This window comes from Mumia spirodelae (assembly GCF_050632745.1).
In the GTDB taxonomy this organism is placed as follows: Bacteria; Actinomycetota; Actinomycetes; order Propionibacteriales; family Nocardioidaceae; genus Mumia.
Map to the genome: position 1 here is coordinate 120842 of NZ_JBODSD010000001.1, position 15938 is coordinate 136779.

Below are 15938 nucleotides of genomic sequence, written 5' to 3' on the forward strand. Positions count from 1 at the left end.
TCACCCCGCCGTCGGGGCTCCGGCCGTGTCGAGGCGACGCGTGGCGAGCGCGTGGGCCGCCGCCCCTGCCGTCGTGCCCTCGGCCCGCGCGGTCGCGAGGACGTCGGCGACCCGGTCCTCGAGCCCGGCGACGCGCGCCCGTACCTGCTCCACCGTGCTGCCGTCGCGCTCGCCGGCGACCTGGACGAGGCCCCCGGCGTTCGCCACGTAGTCGGGCACCCACGTGATGCCGCGGTCGACGAGCCGGTCCTCCACGTCGGCGGTCAGTAGCTGGTTGTTGGCCGCACCGCAGACCAGCCGGGCGCGGACCGCCGTCGCGGTCGCGTGCGTCAGCGTGCCGCCGAGGGCGCAGGGGGCGTACACGTCGACGTCGGCGTCGACCACCGATCCCGCGAGCTCCAGGCCGGGGTACGCGTCGGTGGCCCGCCGCAGCGCGTCCTCGCCCAGCTCGGTGAGGACGACCCGAGCGCCCTGCTCGCGCAGGAGCCCGATCAGCCGGAACCCGACCTTGCCGGCGCCCTCGACGCCGACCGAGAGCCCGCTGAGGTCGGCGCTCCCGAAGGTGTGCGCCGCTGCCGCACGCATCGCGGAGAACACGCCGTACGCGGTCGCGAACCCGCTGTCGCCCGAGCCGCCGGCGGCGGCGGTCCGCCCGACGACGTACGGCGTCTCCTCGCCGACCACGTCGAGGTCCTCGGCGGAGATGCCCACGTCGCCCGCGGTGATGTAACGGCCGCCGAGCGAGCCGACGAAGCGGCCGTACGCCCGCAGCAGCTCCGGACTCTTCAGTGTCGCCGGGTCCCCGACGATGACGGCCTTCCCGCCTCCGAGGTCGAGCCCGGCCGCGGCGGCCTTGTAGGTCATGCCCTCCGACAGCCGCAGCACGTCGGTGAGCGCGTCGCCCTCGGAGGCGTACGGGTAGAACCGCGTCCCGCCGAGCGCCGGCCCCAGCCGGGTGTCGTGGACGGCGACGATCGCCCGGAGGCCCGTCGCTGCGTCGCGGTGGAGGTGGACACGCTCGTGGGTGCCGATCGTGAGCTCCTCGAGATCGTCGAAGAGCCCGTCGACGGCGTGGCGTGAGGTGGTGGTCATGCCGTTCCTTCCCAGTCCGTGGCGCGGTCGGCGCCTGGCTGCGGACCATGCTGGGAGGCGGCCTCGAGTGTGGTCAACATCACGTGGGCGAACTCGCTCTCCTGATCACTTCGCGCCGACCAGGGGTCGCTCAGCTGAGCGGGATGCTCACTCGCGCGTCATCGAGCGGTACGCCGGGGCGCGCGTCGTGCCCGGGCGCGGCGCCGACTCCAGCAGCGGCTGCACCCGCCTGGGGATGAGCACCGACAGCACGACGATGCTCGTCGAGCGCACGATGCTGGGGGACTGGTCGAGGCGCAGCAGGGTGCGCTGGAGGTCCTCGTGCGACGCGGTCGCGACGAGGCAGAGGACGTCGAAGGTGCCGGTGGTGACGACCGCCTCCACCACCTCGGGGATGGCGTCGAGCGCCTCGTGCACCTCGTCGAGCGCGCCCTGCGCGATCTCGAGCGTCACGTAGGCCTGCACGGGGAAGCCGGCGGCCCGCAGGTCGACGTCCGGGCCGTAGCCGGTGACGACCCCCTCCTCCTCCATCCGCCGCAGCCGCGCCTGGACGGTGCCGCGCGCGACCGAGGTCGTGCGGGACAGCTCCAGCGCACCGGCGCGCGGGTGCTCCTGCAAGGCGCGGAGAAGGGCGAGGTCGAGCTCGTCGAGGGTCACGGCACCACTGTCGTACGGACTGGGCGGATCGTCCAGCAGAAGGGGCGAGTCGCTGTGCGATCTGCACGGAACGGCCAGTACGAAGGGGGCTGGTTGCGCAGTCGGGCGCGCCAGCGATGTGATCGGGACCACAGGGGTCTCGATACGCCCTCGCCTCGCGGCTCTGGCTACTCGACCAACGACGGCAACGAAGGGACGACCATGACCATCGAGCACACGCTGACCAGCGAGGAGGCCCTCGCCGGCCTCGACGTCGACCAGCTCAAGCAGCTCGTCGGACTGGTGGAGTACGACGAGGCCGGGGATCCCTTCCCGGTCATCGGCTGGGACGCCGTCGTGTGGGTGGTGGGCAACGCGGCGCAGGCCGCGCACTACTACCAGTCCGCGTACGGGATGGAGCTCGTCGCGTACTCCGGCCCCGAGACCGGCAACCGCGACCACGCGGCGTACGTGCTGCGCAGCGGCGGGGTGCGCTTCGTCCTCAAGGGCGCGGTGGCTCCGCAGAGCCCGCTGGTCGCGCACCATGCCGCTCACGGCGACGGCATCGTCGACATCGCGCTGGAGGTCCCCGACGTCGACCGGTGCATCGCCCACGCCCGCGAGCAGGGCGCGACCGTGCTCGAGGAGCCGCACGACGTCACCGACGAGCACGGCACGATCCGTACGGCGGCGATCGCGACGTACGGCGAGACCCGGCACACGCTCGTCGACCGCTCGCAGTACGACGGGCCGTACCTCCCCGGCTACGTGGAGCGCTCCAGCGGGTACGAGAAGCGTGCCGGGGCGCCGAAGCGGGTCTTCCAGGCGCTCGACCACGTGGTCGGCAACGTCGAGCTCGGGCGGATGGACACCTGGGTCGACTTCTACCACCGCGTCATGGGCTTCACGAACATGGCGGAGTTCATCGGCGACGACATCGCGACCGACTACTCCGCGCTCATGAGCAAGGTCGTGGCCAGCGGCAACCACCGGGTCAAGTTCCCGCTCAACGAGCCGGCCGCCGGCAAGAAGAAGTCGCAGATCGACGAGTACCTCGAGTTCTACGGCGGCCCGGGCGCCCAGCACCTCGCGCTCGCGACGAACGACATCCTCGCCGCGGTCGACGTGCTGCGCGCCGAGGGCGTCGAGTTCCTCTCGACGCCGGACTCGTACTACACCGATCCGGAGCTGCGGGCCCGGATCGGCGAGGTCCGGGTGCCGATCGAGGAGCTGCAGGCGCGCGGGATCCTGGTCGACCGCGACGAGGACGGCTACCTCCTGCAGATCTTCACCAAGCCGATCGGGGACCGGCCGACGGTCTTCTTCGAGCTGATCGAGCGGCACGGGTCTCTCGGCTTCGGGAAGGGCAACTTCAAGGCGTTGTTCGAGGCGATCGAGCGCGAGCAGGAGCGACGCGGCAACTTCTGAGCCCGGCGTGGCGCAAACCCGCCATTACGCCCACCCAGTTCCGGACCGCCGGGTGCCGGGGTTAAGTTAGGCCAGGCTTAACTCACGCACGAAGGGGATCCGGTGTTCGCGAACTACCTCATCGGCCTGCGCGAGGGGCTCGAGGCAGCGCTCGTCGTGAGCATCCTCGTCGCCTACCTCGTGAAGACCGAGCGGCGCCACCTCCTGCCCCGGATCTGGATGGGGGTGGGCATCGCGGTCGTGATCAGCCTCGGCTTCGGCGCCCTCCTCACCTTCGGACCCCGCGGCCTGACGTTCGAGGCCCAGGAGGCCATCGGCGGCGCGCTCAGCATCGTCGCCGTCGGTTTCGTCACCTGGATGGTCTTCTGGATGGCCGGTGCTGCGAAGGGGATCAGCGGCGAGCTGCGCGGCAAGGTCGACGACGCGGCCGAGGGCGCGCGCTGGTCGCTCATCGTCGTGGCGCTGCTGGCCGTCGGGCGGGAGGGTCTCGAGACCGCGCTGTTCCTCTGGGCGGCGACGCAGACCGCCACCGCCGACGGTCACACCGCGACCTGGGAGCCGCTGCTCGGAGCGGCGCTCGGGCTCGCGACCGCCGTCGTGCTCGGCTACCTCTTCTACCGCGGCGCGATCCGGATCAACCTCAGCCGGTTCTTCCTCTGGACCGGCGCCTTCCTGATCGTGGTCGCCGCCGGGGTGCTGTCGTACGGCGTGCACGACCTCCAGGAAGCCGGGATCCTCCCCGGGCTGGGCAACGTCCTGTTCGACGTCTCCGACGTGATCGACCCGACGACCTGGTACGCCACCGTGCTCAAGGGCGTCTTCAACTTCTCACCCGCCACCACCGTGCTCGAGGGCCTGGCCTGGCTGCTGTACCTGGTGCCGACCATGACTCTCTTCCTGCTGAAGATGCGCCGTCGCGACAAGCAGGACCGCTCTCCCGCGCAGCGCGTCGCTGCCTGACCCGACAACCTCCTGAACGAAAGTTGACCCGCTCCATGCGTCGTACGACCCTCCCCGCCGTCGTCGGGCTCGTCGCCCTCACCGTCGGCGTGCTCGCCGGCTGCACCGAGAACCGTCCGGCCGACGCCGGAGACGAGCGCAGCCTCGAGGTGACCTCCACCGCCGACGGGTGCGAGGTCTCCGCCACCGAGGCGCCGGCGGGCAACCTGACCTTCAGCGTCCGCAACGACGGCTCGGACGTGACGGAGTTCTACCTGCTGGCGTCCGACGGGCTGCGGATCGTCGGCGAGATCGAGAACATCGGCCCCGGGCTGACGCGGGACCTCGTCGTGACCGCCCCGGAGGGCGACTACGTGACCGCGTGCAAGCCGGGCATGAAGGGCGAGGGGATCCGCGCCGACTTCGCCGTGACCGCCTCCGACGAGGACGTCGAGGTGTCCGGCGACGACCAGGCGCTCGTCGACCAGGCCAACAAGAACTACGCGGCGTACGTGCAGGACCAGAGCGCGCAGCTGCTGGACCAGACGACCGAGTTCGTCGCGCTCTACAAGGCGGGCAAGGACGAGGAGGCGCGCGCGCTCTACCCGGTCGCCCGCCAGCACTGGGAGCGCATCGAGACCGTCGCTGAGTCCTTCGGCGACCTCGACCCCAAGATGGACGCGCGCGAGGCCGACCTCGAGCCGGACCAGAAGTGGACCGGCTGGCACCTGATCGAGAAGGATCTCTGGCCGGCTCGCGCCGAGGGCTACACGGCTCTCACGCCCGCCCAGCGCGCGACGTACGCCGACGACCTGCTCGCGAACACCCAGACCCTCGACGACCGCGTCCAGGACCTCACCTACACCGTCGACCAGATCGCCAACGGCTCGCGCGGCCTGCTCGACGAGGTCGCGACCGGCAAGGTCACGGGCGAGGAGGAGTACTGGTCGCGCACCGACCTGTGGGACTTCCAGGCCAACGTCGACGGCGCCCGTGTCGCGTTCGAGGGTGTGCAGCCGATCGTCGAGAAGAACGACCCCGAGCTCGCCAAGCAGATCGCCGAGCGCTTCGCGGCGCTCCAGACGCTCCTCGACGAGCACCAGCAGGGTGACGGCTTCGTCACCTACGACCAGCTCACGACCGAGCAGGTCAAGGCGCTGTCCGACGCCGTCAACGCGCTGAGCGAGCCGCTGTCCCGGCTCGCCGCGGCGACGGTCTGAGGAGCGACGAGGGAGGGTCATGAGCGAGCAACGTCGAGGGATCAGCCGTCGCGGGCTGATCGGCGGGGGCGCGGCGCTGGGCGTCGGCGCCGCCGCGGCCGGCTTCGGCGCGGGACGTGCGGTCGCCGACGAGGGCGTGCCGCCCAGCACCGGACCGAAGGCCTACGCGTTGTACGGCGCCCACCAGCCGGGCATCGTCACCCCCGTCCAGGACCGCCTCCACTTCGCTGCCTTCGACGTCACCACCGACTCGCGCGCGGCCCTCGTCGACCTGCTGCGCGAGTGGACCGACGCCGCGGCCCGCATGATGCACGGCGACGGGGCCGGTCCGGCGGGTCCGACCTCCGGCGACTACGACGCCCCTCCCGACGACACCGGCGAGGCGATCGGTCTCCCGCCCTCGCGGCTGACCCTGACCTTCGGCTTCGGCGCGTCGCTCTTCGACGACCGTTTCGGGCTGGCGGGCAGGCGTCCCGCCGCCCTCGCCGCGCTCCCGCACTTCCCCGGCGACAACCTCCGTGCGGAGCGCAGCGACGGCGACCTCTGCGTGCAGGCGTGCGCCGACGACCCCCAGGTCGCGGTGCACGCGATCCGCAACCTCGCCCGGATCGGGTTCGGGACCGTCGGACTGCGGTGGTCGCAGCTCGGCTTCGGCAAGACCTCGACCACGACCCGCGACGAGGAGACGCCGCGCAACCTGTTCGGGTTCAAGGACGGGACGATGAACGTCAAGTCCGAGGACCGCGCCGTGCTGGACGAGCACGTGTGGGTCGGGGACGACACGGACCAGGCCTGGATGACCGGCGGCAGCTACCTCGTCGCACGACGCATCAACATGACGATCGAGATCTGGGACCGCCAGCCGCTGCGCGAGCAGGAGCGCGTGATCGGTCGGACCAAGGCGGAGGGCGCTCCGTTGTCCGGAGGCGCCGAGCACGAACAGCCCGACTTCGAGCGGCCCGGACGGGAGGGCGAGCCGCTGGTCGACGCCGGGGCGCACGTGCGGATCGCGCACCCCGACCACAACGGCGGCGTCCGCATGCTGCGGCGTGGCTACAACTTCGTCGACGGCAGCACCGAGATCGGGCGGATGGACGCGGGCCTCTTCTTCCTCGCCTACGTCGTGGACCCGCGCACCCACTTCGTGCCGGTGCAGATGCGCCTGTCCACGCTGGACGGGATGCAGGAGTACGTGCAGCACACCGGGTCCGGGCTGTTCGCGATCCCGCCGGGCGTGCGCGAGGGCGAGTACGTCGGTCAGCACCTGTTCAGCGCGTGAGCAGCGCCGGGACGCGGTGCGCGCGCCCGCTAACGTCGACCCCGTGAACGCGTTGCCTCCGGTCCGACTCGCCACCGCCGCCGACCGCGAGCGGATTCTCGACACGCTGGTGACGGCGTTCGTCGCGGACCCCGTGCTCCGGTGGCTCTTCCCCGACGACGCCACCTACCCCGCGTACGCCGAGGCGTTCTTCGGCCACCTCTTCGACAAGCGGATCGGGCGACGTGCGGTCTGGACGATCGACGGCGACTCCGTGGCCGTCTGGGAGCCGCCGTCGGAGGGTGCGCAGGAGGAGGCCGACGGCACCTGGGCGGACCGGTTCCCTGCCGAGGTGCGGGCGCGCGTCGACGCGTACGACCACGCGGTCCACGCCGCGCTGCCGCCCGGTCCCTTCTGGTACCTCGGCGTGCTCGGCACCCGTCCCGAGCACGCCGGCAAGCGCTGGGGCCGCGCTGTGATGGCGGCCGGCCTGCGGCGTGCCGCCGAGGACGGTCTGCCCTCGGTGCTCGAGACCAGCAACCGCGGCAACGTCGACCTCTACCGCCGTGCGGGGTGGGAGGTCGTCGGCGAGCTGACCGAGCCGGTGCCGACGTGGATCATGCGCCAGGAGCCCGCACCGCGGACCTGATGCCCGAGTTCGGGGAGTCGCCTCCTGCCGACCGGCGCAGCCGTCCCCGCAGTGGCACGATGGCCACACCATGAGCAAGCACATGCGTCCGATCGGGGTCGACATCGGCGGGAGCGGCATCAAGGGAGCCCCCGTCGACCTGAAGAAGGGCGAGTTCGCCGAGGACCGGCTGCGGCTCGAGACGCCGAAGGAGTCGACGCCCGACGCTGTCGCGGAGGTGGTCGCGGAGATCGTCGAGCACTTCGCCGGCGGCGACCACAAGATCCCGGTCGGCATCACCGTCCCGGCCGTGGTGACGCGAGGGCTGGTCCGTACGGCGGCGAACATCGACCGCAGCTGGATCGGCACCGACGCCGTACGCCTTCTCTCCGAGCGCCTGCAACGCCCGGTCGTCGTCACGAACGACGCCGACGCCGCCGGGATCGGCGAGCTGGAGTTCGGCGCGGGACGCGGCACGTCCGGCCTGGTCATCATGACGACGCTCGGCACCGGGATCGGGACGGCCCTCATCAACGACGGGGAGCTCGTGCCCAACAGCGAGCTCGGGCACCTGCGCATCGACGGCGAGGACGTGGAGAAGTCGACCTCCTCGGCAGCGCGCGAGAACGAGGACCTGTCCTGGGAGGAGTGGGCCGAACGCCTCCAGCGCTACTACGCACGGCTGGAGGACCTGCTCTGGCCCGACCTGTTCGTGGTCGGCGGCGGCGTCGCCAAGCACGCCGACAAGTACCTGCCGCTGCTGCACCTGCGCGCCCCGATCGTCGCCGCCCGGCTCGGCAACGACGCCGGCATCATCGGCGCCGCCCTGCTGGCCTCGCGCGCACACTCCTGACGCAGGTCAGGTCGCCTGCAGCCCGCCCTCAGCGGCTCCGTCGGCGTCCTCGTCGGTCTCGTAGGTGAAGAACGAGATCCGGCCGTCGATCTCGAGGACGGCGATCTCCACGTCGGACAGGCGGCGCACCCCTTGCTCCCGGGCCGAGATCACCAGGTCGTCGAGCGCGAGCCGCTGGTCCTTGAGCACCTTCATGCGGGGCTCGCCGTCGCGCATCACCACCACCGGCGACCCCTTGATGAAGCGCAGCCGGTCGGGGAAGCGCCAGGACAGCCACGACAGCGCCACCGTCAGGAGCGTGAACGTGCCGACCGCGAGCACCGCGCCGGTGATCGAGGAGTCCTGCTGCGTGACGGCACCCTGGACGAGGTCGCCCATCACGATGAACAGCACGAGCTCGAACGTGCTCAGCTCCCCGAGGGTGGAGCGCCCCACGGCTCGGGTGATGAGCCACAGGAAGACGAAGACGATGATCGCGCGGACGACGATCTCCATCGTCGGCCTCCCTTCTGCGGTGGTCGGTGCGTCCCGTGCCCGGACTCAGGGCAGGAGCGTCGTCCTGATCTCGGTCTCGGCCACCCGGTCCCCGCCGTCGGCGACGAAGACCTTCGCCTGCTCGCCCTCCTGGCTGGACGGCTGGACGTAGACGTCGAAGTCGACGCGGACCTCGGTGGCCCCGGGCTCCGCGGCGATGGTCAGGTACAGGTACGTGCCGTCGGTGCTGGTGTCGCTCGGGTCGGGGAAGATCCCCTGGTGCTCGAAGATCTTCATGTACTCCTGCGAGATCCCGACCACGACCTCCTCGCCGACGCCGTCGGGGTTCGACACGGTGATCGACAGGGGCGTGTCGAGCCCGGCGCGTGCGAGCCGCGGGTAGTCGACCGTGAGGGTGAAGCCGCCGCCCTCCGCGGTCGTGGTGAGGTTGCGGACGCCGAGCAGACCGACCGCTCCGGCGACGACGAAGAGGAACAGCGCGAAGAGGGTGAGGCGGGTCGTCCACCGCGCGGTGCCGGTGACGGTGCCCTCGGGAACGTCGTCGTACGTCGTCGTCACGGCACACATCCTGCCGGTCCGGCGGGCCGACGTCCGACAGCGCGCCGCGCGGGTCGCACTACGGTGGAGACATGGACTTCCGTTACCTCGGCAACAGCGGGCTGAAGATCAGCGAGATCGCGTACGGCAACTGGCTCACCCACGGCTCCCAGGTGGAGGCCGACGTCGCGCAGGCGTGCGTACGCCGGGCGCTCGACGAGGGCATCACCACCTTCGACACCGCCGACGCCTACGCCAACACCGTCGCGGAGCAGGTGCTCGGAGAGGCGCTGGCGGGCGAGCGCCGCGAGTCGCTGGAGATCTTCACCAAGGTCTACTGGCCGACCGGGCCGCGCGGCCACAACGACTCCGGACTCTCGCGCAAGCACATCCGCGAGTCGATCGACGCGTCGCTGCGTCGGCTGCGCACCGACTACGTCGACCTCTACCAGGCGCACCGCTTCGACACGGAGACGCCGCTGGAGGAGACGATGCTCGCCTTCGCCGACCTCGTGCGCGCGGGCAAGGTGCTGTACGTCGGCGTCTCGGAGTGGACCGCCGAGCAGATCCGCGCCGGCCACGCGCTCGCGCAGGAGCTGAAGGTCCCGCTGATCTCCAGCCAGCCGCAGTACTCGATGCTCTGGCGCGTGATCGAGGCCGAGGTCGTGCCGACCAGCGAGGAGCTCGGCATCAGCCAGATCGTCTGGTCGCCGATCGCGCAGGGCGTGCTGACGGGCAAGTACAAGCCGGGCCAGGCGGCACCCGAGGGGTCGCGGGCGACGGACACCAAGGGCGGCGCGGACATGGTGGCGCGGTTCCTCGACGACGACGTGCTGGAGAGGGTCCAGCGCCTCGAGCCGATCGCCGCGGACCTCGGCCTCTCGATGGCCCAGCTCGCGGTGGCCTGGGTGCTGCAGAACCCGAACGTCGCCGCGGCGATCATCGGCGCCTCGCGGCCGGAGCAGGTCACCGACAACGTGAAGGCGAGCGGCGTACGCCTCGAGGCCGACGTCCTGAAGGCGATCGACGACGCGCTCGGCGACGTCGTGGTCCGGGACCCGGCGATGACCGCGCAGAGCGCGCCGGCGAAGCGTCCGAGCTGACGGAAGGGGAGACGATGGGCACGTTGGGGGAGACCGGACCGCACCGGCGGCTCATGCAGCTCTCGGCCGACGAGTGCTGGGAGCTGCTCGGCAGCCAGGAGGTCGGGCGGGTCGGGTTCGTGGCCGAGGGGGCGCCGCAGATCTTCCCGGTCAACTTCATGGTCCACGAGGGGCGGATCCTCTTCCGGACCACCCCGTACGGCGCGGTGGCGCAGGCGGTCACCGGCACGCCGATCGCCTTCGAGGTCGACACGATCGACGCGTCCAGCCAGACGGGATGGTCGGTCCTGCTCACGGGCGAGGGGCAGCACGAGACCGATCCGAAGGTGCTCGCCGACCTCTGGGGACCCGACCGGGCGACGCCGTGGGCCGACGGCAGCCGCGTGCTCTGGATCTCGCTGACGCCGACGGTGGTCAGCGGGCGCCGGATCGCCTGGGTGTGACCCGGAGCGCACGGCGGCGTGCGCGACGCGGCATGATCTCGCCATGAGCCCGCAGGTCAGCGCCGAAGAGTTCGCAGACGTCCTCGAGCAGGTACGCCGGTTCGTGCGCAAGGAGGTCGTGCCGCGCGAGCGCGAGATCGCCGACGCCGACGAGATCCCCGACGACCTGCGCGCGGCGGCGCGCGGGATGGGCCTGTTCGGCTACGCCATCGACCAGGAGTGGGGCGGTCTCGGCCTGGACCTCGTCCAGGAGGTCGAGCTCGCGATGGAGCTCGGCTACACGACGCTGGCGTTCCGCTCGATGTTCGGGACCAACAACGGCATCGCCGGGCAGGTCCTGGTGAACTTCGGCACCGACACCCAGAAGGCGACCTGGCTCGAGCGGATCGCGAGCGGGGACGTCGTCGCGTCCTTCGCGCTCACCGAGTCCGGTGCCGGCTCCAACCCAGCCGGCCTGCGCACGAGGGCGGTCCGCACCTCCGACGGGTGGGCGATCTCCGGAGAGAAGCGGTTCATCACCAACGCCCCGCTCGCCGACCTGTTCATGGTGTTCGCCCGCGTGGCCGACGACGGCGGTGACGATGGGTCCCAGATCGCGGTGTTCCTCGTGCCCGGGGACGCCGCCGGACTCACGGTGGGCCCGCACGACCGCAAGATGGGCCAGGAGGGTGCGTGGACGGCGGACGTCCACCTGGACGACGTCCGGGTCTCGGACGACGCGCTGGTCGGCGGAGCGGTCGAGGTCGGCTACCGCGCCGCGATGACCTCGCTCGCGAAGGGGAGGGTCCACATCGCCGCGCTGGCCGTCGGGCAGGCGCAGCGGGCGCTCGACGAGTCCGTCGCCTACGCGGCGACGGCGACCCAGGGCGGGACGCCGATCGGGGACTTCCAGCTCGTGCAGGCGATGCTGGCCGACCAGCAGGTCGGTGTGCTCGCGGGGCGGAGCCTCGTCCGCGACACCGCAGCGCGGTGGGTCTCCGGGGAGGACCGGCGCCTGGGTCCCTCGGCGGCGAAGCTGTTCTGCACCGAGATGGCCGGCCGGGTCGCCGACCTCGCCGTCCAGGTCCACGGCGGGTCCGGCTACATGCGGGAGTCGACGGTCGAGCGGATCTACCGCGACGTGCGTCTGCTGCGCCTGTACGAGGGCACCAGCGAGATCCAGCGGCTCATCATCGGGTCGAACCTGCTGCGGCAGCAGCGGCGCGACGGCTGATCACCCGACGCTGACCACCACGTCGGCACGCTCCCGGGTCGAGGCGACCAGGCGCGCGTTCGCCTCGTCGCTGCGCGCGACCCACGCCTCGGCCTCGGCCGGCGACTTCCCGAACGCGACGTGCCGCGCGACGAGACGGCGTACGCGGAGCTCGTCGTCCTCCTCGAGGAACCACACCTCGTCGAGCAGCGCGCGGACGTCGCGCCATCCCGGTGCGTCGAGCAGGAGGTAGTTGCCCTCGGTGAGCACGAGGTCCGCCGCGCGCGGGACCGGCACCGCCCCGGCGACCGGTTGCTCGAGGTCGCGCTCGAAGGCCGGCGCGTAGACCACGTCCTCGTCGCGGCGCGCGATGCGGCGCAGCGTGGCGGCGTACCCGCCGACGTCGAACGTCTCCGGGGCGCCCTTCACGTCACGCAGCCCGAGCTGCTCGAGCGTCACGTCGGCGAGGTGGAAGCCGTCCATGGGCAGGTGCGCGACGTCGAGGTCCGTCGTCCGGGCCAGGAGCGCGTCGACCAGCCACGACTTGCCGACCCCGGGCGCGCCGGCGATGCCCAGCAGACGACCGCCGTCGCGGACGAGGCGGTGGGCGCGGTCGGCGGCACGATCGAGGTCGAGGACGGTCGTCACGCAGACCAGTCTGACGGCGCATGCGCGCCGCCGCTGCGGGGTACACCGGGGGAGAAGAGTCCGACGAAGGAGGAAGAGGCATGCCCCGAGGCAAGTCACCTGGTCCGAGCGTCAAGGACAAGAAGCTGTACGAGGAGCTGCGCGACGAGGGCAACTCCAAGCAGAAGTCGGCGCGGATCGCCAACGCCGCCGCCCAGCGCGGACGGTCCGCGGTCGGTCGCAAGGGCGGGAAGTCCGGCGACTACGACGACTGGTCCAAGCAGGAGCTGTACGACCGGGCGAAGGAGATCGGGATCGACGGCCGGTCGTCGATGACCAAGAAGCAGCTGGTCTCCGCGCTCCGCAACAGCTGATCCCGCACGGCGTCGGCGGCGCGGATCACGCCGCCGACGCCGCGTGTGCGCGTGCGGCCACCCGCGTCGTACGCCTACCCTCGTGCTCTGGTCCATCGGACGGAGGAGCGCGATGAACATCGTCACGCGAGGGTTCCACGGCAGACGGGGTGGCGACGACGTCGTCCTTCCCCCGGGGCAGTACCTCGAACGGGGGTTTCCGGTGCTCTCGGCGGGACCGACGCCGCAGGTCGCGCCGGGCGCGTGGTCGTTCACGATCAGCACCGAGACCGGCCAGGAGCACCGCTGGAGCTGGGTCGAGCTGCAGGCGCTGCCGCGCGAGGATGTCACAGTCGACATCCACTGCGTCACGAAGTGGAGCAAGCTCGGCACGCGGTGGACGGGGGTCAGCCTCGACGTCCTGCTGTCGGGCATCGACACCGCAGCGTCGTACGTGATGGCGCACTCCTACGGCGGCTACACGACCAACGTCCCGCTCGCCGACCTGCGCAACGGTCAGGCATGGGTCGCCTACGGGTACGACGGCCAGCCGCTGCGTCCGGAGCACGGCGGCCCGGCGCGGCTGCTCGTGCCCCACCTGTACTTCTGGAAGTCCGCGAAGTGGGTCAGCGGGCTGGAGCTGATGACCGAGGACCGGCCGGGCTTCTGGGAGCAGGCCGGCTACCACGACTACGGCGACCCGTGGCGCGAGCAGCGCTACGCGGGCGACTGAGGGCGGCACGATGACCGGGATGCCGTGGCGGCAGGCCGTCGTGCTCGGCCACCGCGAGGAGACCAAGACCGCGGCGACGCTGCTCCTGCACGTCGAGGGCCAGCCTGCCGCGGTCGCCGGGCAGCGGGTGGAGATCCGGCTCACGGCCGAGGACGGCTACACCGCTGACCGTGAGTACTCGCTCGCGCGGGCGGGCGAGCCCGACCGGGCCGAGATCACCGTCCAGGCGATCGACGGCGGGGAGGTCTCGCCGTTCCTCGTGGAGGACATCGAGGTCGGGGTCGAGCTCCAGGTCCGCGGGCCGATCGGCGGCTGGTTCGTGTGGCGGCCCGAGCAGACGGAGCCGGTCCTGCTGGTCGCGGGCGGATCGGGGATCGTGCCGCTGATGGCCATGGTCCGTGCCCGTCGCGCCGCGGGGAGCAAGGCGCCGTTCCGGCTCGTCTACTCGGTGCGCTCGCGCGAGGAGATGTTCTACCGCTCGGAGCTGCGGTCCCCGGATCCCGGGGTCGACGTCACGACCGTGTACACGCGTGAGGCGCCCGACGGCTCCCGGCGCCCCGCGGGCCGGCTCACCGTCGCCGACGTCAACACCGGCGGCTGGCCGCCCGACTTCGCCCCCACCTGCTACGTCTGCGGGCCGACCGGGTTCGTCGAGAGCGTCGCGGACATGCTGGTGGCGCTGGGGCACGACCCGCACAAGATCCGGACCGAGCGGTTCGGGCCGACGAGCTGAGGCGTACGCTCCGCGACGTGGGGCGAGACGGGCGGCGGATGCGTACGACGCGGCCGAGCGCCATGATGAACGGAACCAGCAGCACGGAGAGGGGCGCGTGATGACGGGCAGCAGCGACGACGTGGAGCTTCGCATCGGAGGAGGTCTCGCCGGCACCCAGACCGTCGAGATCGTCGTCTCGGAGAAGGGGACGGCCGACCTGCTGGCGGTGCTCGACTCGAGCGAGATCGGCTACGACGTGCTCGACAAGCGGGTCGAGTCCCTGCCCGGCGCGAGCGTGCTCGCGGTCGGCTCGTTCCACCTCGGCGAGGACGGTGCGGGGCTCGGGCAGGCGCTCACGCTGTTCGCCCGGCGCCTCGACCCGGTCGTGCCCGTGGTCACGATCGGCGGGACGCCGTACGAGATCGGCGAGACGGGTGCGGTCGCGTCCGCCCTCGTCGCGCTGCGCACCGCCCAGGACGAGCACGACGCCGCCGCCGACGAGGCGCGGGCGACCTGGGAGCGCGGCTACGAGCAGGAGCAGGGCGCGGAGGACTCCGAAGAGCCGAAGGAGTAGCGGTCCGTCGCGTCAGGCGGCGTGGAACCACTTGGAGAACTTGTCGAGCTCGCTCTCCTTCGTGCGCTGCTCGGGAGCCTCCTGCGCGGAGTCCGCGGACGTCTCGGTGACCGCGGGCATCACCCGCGTCGCGTCGAGCTCACCGCCCACCGGCGGCCCGCCGGCCGCGGGCCGGACCGCCGTCGCCTCGTCGGGCTCCGCGACCGGGACGGCCTGGTCGGCCGGGACCTCCTCGGCCGCGACCACCTCGGGCTCGGGCGCCGGCAGCCAGTCCGCGGGCACGGGCAGCGTCGGCCGGGGCGCGCCGGGCTCGTCGAGCAGCGCCGTCAGGCGCTCGAGCTCGCGGGCGAGCCGCAGGGCCGGGTCGATCTCCTCCTCGACGACGACGTACTTCGCGATGCTCTCCTCGCGCAGCTCCTCCTGAGCGCTGCGGACCGGGGCCGACGGCGCCGGTGCGGGCATCGCCGGGAGCGGCGCCGGGAAGACGAGGCCCTGGCTGTCCTTGCGCGCCGCGTCGACCGTGCGGACCACCAGCGCGGCGGTCACGAGCAACGTCGCCGCGACCCATCCGCTCACCAGCTGGTCGACCGGCGCGTCGGGCGCCAGCGGCAGGATCAGGTTGAACGGGACCAGCGCCGCGCCCAGCGCGACGAGGAACGCGGTGCCGAGCGGACGCCACCAGCGGCTCTCCCAGCCGAAGAGGGCGCGCTCGCGGTCCTCCACCCGTGCGCGGTACTCGGGGAGGTCGCCCGGGAGCCCGCTCAGCCATCGGCGTTGCGCGAGCGTGGTGCGTCGCCAGTCGCGCCGGACGAGGACGTCGGTGACCAGGCCGCCCGCCATCGCGGCCAGCAGGACGACCAGCGCCGGCAGCACCAGCGCGTCAGGGAGCCCGGTGGCGCAGAGCACCAGGCTCAATGCGGCTGCGACGGTCGTCGTCACCAGCCCGATCCACATCCGCCGGGGTGTGCCCCTACGTCCCGAGTCCATGCTCTCCTCCCTCGACGTGCCCCAATGCGGGGTACTAAACCAGTCCAACAGGACAACGCGGACTCGACCACTCCAAGTTCCTGAACGCGGCGGTGAGTCCTGTCACCACCGAACGTCCCCGCGCT

Annotated in this window: 19 protein-coding genes; 13 read left to right on the forward strand and 6 right to left on the reverse strand. The window is 71.9% G+C overall.

From position 1 onward, the window contains the following. Together ACQSSQ_RS00605 and ACQSSQ_RS00610 are read right to left on the reverse strand one after the other, a co-directional pair. Positions 1-1092 carry a Glu/Leu/Phe/Val family dehydrogenase gene (locus ACQSSQ_RS00605; protein ID WP_431325088.1) on the reverse strand — a complete coding sequence of 364 codons (1092 nt, stop codon included), beginning with the start codon at positions 1090-1092 and terminating at the stop codon, positions 1-3. 147 nt (positions 1093-1239) lie between these two features. Further along, positions 1240-1749, reverse strand: coding sequence for an Lrp/AsnC family transcriptional regulator (locus ACQSSQ_RS00610; protein ID WP_431325089.1), 510 nt, complete (start codon positions 1747-1749; stop codon positions 1240-1242). A 201-nt stretch (positions 1750-1950) separates the two neighbouring features. Here ACQSSQ_RS00610 and hppD point away from each other — a divergent pair, with 201 nt between their 5' ends. The 6 genes from hppD to ppgK all read left to right on the forward strand — a co-directional run bounded on the left by hppD (position 1951) and on the right by ppgK (position 8054). Further along, entirely contained in the window at positions 1951-3156 is a 1206-nt protein-coding gene (hppD, locus tag ACQSSQ_RS00615) for a 4-hydroxyphenylpyruvate dioxygenase (RefSeq protein ID WP_431325090.1), read from the forward strand. A 102-nt stretch (positions 3157-3258) separates the two neighbouring features. Then, on the forward strand, positions 3259-4116 hold the full coding sequence (gene efeU / locus ACQSSQ_RS00620; RefSeq protein WP_431325091.1) for an iron uptake transporter permease EfeU: 858 nt from the start codon (positions 3259-3261) through the stop codon (positions 4114-4116). Positions 4117-4151: 35 nt separating this feature from the next. Next, entirely contained in the window at positions 4152-5315 is a 1164-nt protein-coding gene (gene efeO / locus ACQSSQ_RS00625) for an iron uptake system protein EfeO (protein WP_431325092.1), read from the forward strand. A 19-nt stretch (positions 5316-5334) separates the two neighbouring features. Next, positions 5335-6594, forward strand: coding sequence for an iron uptake transporter deferrochelatase/peroxidase subunit (efeB, locus tag ACQSSQ_RS00630; RefSeq protein WP_431325093.1), 1260 nt, complete (start codon positions 5335-5337; stop codon positions 6592-6594). Between the two features lie 43 nt (positions 6595-6637). After that, positions 6638-7222, forward strand: a complete 585-nt coding sequence (locus ACQSSQ_RS00635) for a GNAT family N-acetyltransferase (RefSeq protein ID WP_431325094.1) — start codon at positions 6638-6640, stop codon at positions 7220-7222. 70 nt (positions 7223-7292) lie between these two features. Further along, positions 7293-8054: a polyphosphate--glucose phosphotransferase gene (gene ppgK / locus ACQSSQ_RS00640; RefSeq protein ID WP_431325095.1), complete on the forward strand. Its 762-nt coding sequence runs from the start codon at positions 7293-7295 to the stop codon at positions 8052-8054. Between the two features lie 6 nt (positions 8055-8060). On the opposite strand, the gene ACQSSQ_RS00645 is transcribed toward ppgK, so the two are convergent. After that, positions 8061-8549 carry a DUF421 domain-containing protein gene (locus ACQSSQ_RS00645; protein WP_431325096.1) on the reverse strand — a complete coding sequence of 163 codons (489 nt, stop codon included), beginning with the start codon at positions 8547-8549 and terminating at the stop codon, positions 8061-8063. A 45-nt stretch (positions 8550-8594) separates the two neighbouring features. Continuing rightward, entirely contained in the window at positions 8595-9107 is a 513-nt protein-coding gene (locus ACQSSQ_RS00650) for a hypothetical protein (RefSeq protein ID WP_431325097.1), read from the reverse strand. Positions 9108-9178: 71 nt separating this feature from the next. Here ACQSSQ_RS00650 and ACQSSQ_RS00655 point away from each other — a divergent pair, with 71 nt between their 5' ends. The 3 genes from ACQSSQ_RS00655 to ACQSSQ_RS00665 are packed head-to-tail and all read left to right on the forward strand — an operon-like array spanning position 9179 to position 11845. After that, positions 9179-10189, forward strand: coding sequence for an aldo/keto reductase family protein (locus ACQSSQ_RS00655; RefSeq protein WP_431325098.1), 1011 nt, complete (start codon positions 9179-9181; stop codon positions 10187-10189). A 14-nt stretch (positions 10190-10203) separates the two neighbouring features. After that, positions 10204-10632 carry a pyridoxamine 5'-phosphate oxidase family protein gene (locus ACQSSQ_RS00660; protein WP_431325099.1) on the forward strand — a complete coding sequence of 143 codons (429 nt, stop codon included), beginning with the start codon at positions 10204-10206 and terminating at the stop codon, positions 10630-10632. Positions 10633-10675: 43 nt separating this feature from the next. After that, positions 10676-11845 carry an acyl-CoA dehydrogenase family protein gene (locus ACQSSQ_RS00665; RefSeq protein ID WP_431325100.1) on the forward strand — a complete coding sequence of 390 codons (1170 nt, stop codon included), beginning with the start codon at positions 10676-10678 and terminating at the stop codon, positions 11843-11845. Here ACQSSQ_RS00665 and ACQSSQ_RS00670 read toward each other — a convergent pair whose 3' ends face one another. Then, positions 11846-12472, reverse strand: a complete 627-nt coding sequence (locus ACQSSQ_RS00670) for a nucleoside/nucleotide kinase family protein (protein ID WP_431325101.1) — start codon at positions 12470-12472, stop codon at positions 11846-11848. Positions 12473-12552: 80 nt separating this feature from the next. Here ACQSSQ_RS00670 and ACQSSQ_RS00675 point away from each other — a divergent pair, with 80 nt between their 5' ends. The 4 genes from ACQSSQ_RS00675 to ACQSSQ_RS00690 all read left to right on the forward strand — a co-directional run bounded on the left by ACQSSQ_RS00675 (position 12553) and on the right by ACQSSQ_RS00690 (position 14826). After that, positions 12553-12825 (forward strand): DUF7218 family protein, encoded by a 273-nt coding sequence (locus ACQSSQ_RS00675; protein WP_431325102.1) that lies wholly within the window; start codon positions 12553-12555, stop codon positions 12823-12825. A 112-nt stretch (positions 12826-12937) separates the two neighbouring features. Continuing rightward, positions 12938-13537 carry a sulfite oxidase-like oxidoreductase gene (locus ACQSSQ_RS00680; protein ID WP_431325103.1) on the forward strand — a complete coding sequence of 200 codons (600 nt, stop codon included), beginning with the start codon at positions 12938-12940 and terminating at the stop codon, positions 13535-13537. Between the two features lie 10 nt (positions 13538-13547). Beyond that, positions 13548-14270, forward strand: a complete 723-nt coding sequence (locus tag ACQSSQ_RS00685) for a ferredoxin reductase (protein WP_431325104.1) — start codon at positions 13548-13550, stop codon at positions 14268-14270. A 100-nt stretch (positions 14271-14370) separates the two neighbouring features. Next, positions 14371-14826, forward strand: coding sequence for a hypothetical protein (locus ACQSSQ_RS00690; protein ID WP_431325105.1), 456 nt, complete (start codon positions 14371-14373; stop codon positions 14824-14826). Positions 14827-14838: 12 nt separating this feature from the next. Here ACQSSQ_RS00690 and ACQSSQ_RS00695 read toward each other — a convergent pair whose 3' ends face one another. Next, complete coding sequence (locus tag ACQSSQ_RS00695; protein ID WP_431325106.1) at positions 14839-15765, reverse strand: hypothetical protein; 927 nt, start codon at positions 15763-15765, stop codon at positions 14839-14841. Positions 15766-15938 lie beyond the last annotated feature (173 nt).

What these genes read in the sequence shown, in the direction of transcription:
- ACQSSQ_RS00605 (WP_431325088.1), bottom strand. Translation starts at nt 1,092, where the DNA reads ATGACCACCACCTCACGCCACGCCGTCGACGGGCTCTTCGACGATCTC.
- hppD (WP_431325090.1), top strand. Translation starts at nt 1,951, where the DNA reads ATGACCATCGAGCACACGCTGACCAGCGAGGAGGCCCTCGCCGGCCTC.
- efeO (WP_431325092.1), top strand. Translation starts at nt 4,152, where the DNA reads ATGCGTCGTACGACCCTCCCCGCCGTCGTCGGGCTCGTCGCCCTCACC.
- efeB (WP_431325093.1), top strand. Translation starts at nt 5,335, where the DNA reads ATGAGCGAGCAACGTCGAGGGATCAGCCGTCGCGGGCTGATCGGCGGG.
- ppgK (WP_431325095.1), top strand. Translation starts at nt 7,293, where the DNA reads ATGAGCAAGCACATGCGTCCGATCGGGGTCGACATCGGCGGGAGCGGC.
- ACQSSQ_RS00645 (WP_431325096.1), bottom strand. Translation starts at nt 8,549, where the DNA reads ATGGAGATCGTCGTCCGCGCGATCATCGTCTTCGTCTTCCTGTGGCTC.
- ACQSSQ_RS00655 (WP_431325098.1), top strand. Translation starts at nt 9,179, where the DNA reads ATGGACTTCCGTTACCTCGGCAACAGCGGGCTGAAGATCAGCGAGATC.
- ACQSSQ_RS00660 (WP_431325099.1), top strand. Translation starts at nt 10,204, where the DNA reads ATGGGCACGTTGGGGGAGACCGGACCGCACCGGCGGCTCATGCAGCTC.
- ACQSSQ_RS00665 (WP_431325100.1), top strand. Translation starts at nt 10,676, where the DNA reads ATGAGCCCGCAGGTCAGCGCCGAAGAGTTCGCAGACGTCCTCGAGCAG.
- ACQSSQ_RS00675 (WP_431325102.1), top strand. Translation starts at nt 12,553, where the DNA reads ATGCCCCGAGGCAAGTCACCTGGTCCGAGCGTCAAGGACAAGAAGCTG.
- ACQSSQ_RS00680 (WP_431325103.1), top strand. Translation starts at nt 12,938, where the DNA reads ATGAACATCGTCACGCGAGGGTTCCACGGCAGACGGGGTGGCGACGAC.
- ACQSSQ_RS00685 (WP_431325104.1), top strand. Translation starts at nt 13,548, where the DNA reads ATGACCGGGATGCCGTGGCGGCAGGCCGTCGTGCTCGGCCACCGCGAG.
- ACQSSQ_RS00690 (WP_431325105.1), top strand. Translation starts at nt 14,371, where the DNA reads ATGACGGGCAGCAGCGACGACGTGGAGCTTCGCATCGGAGGAGGTCTC.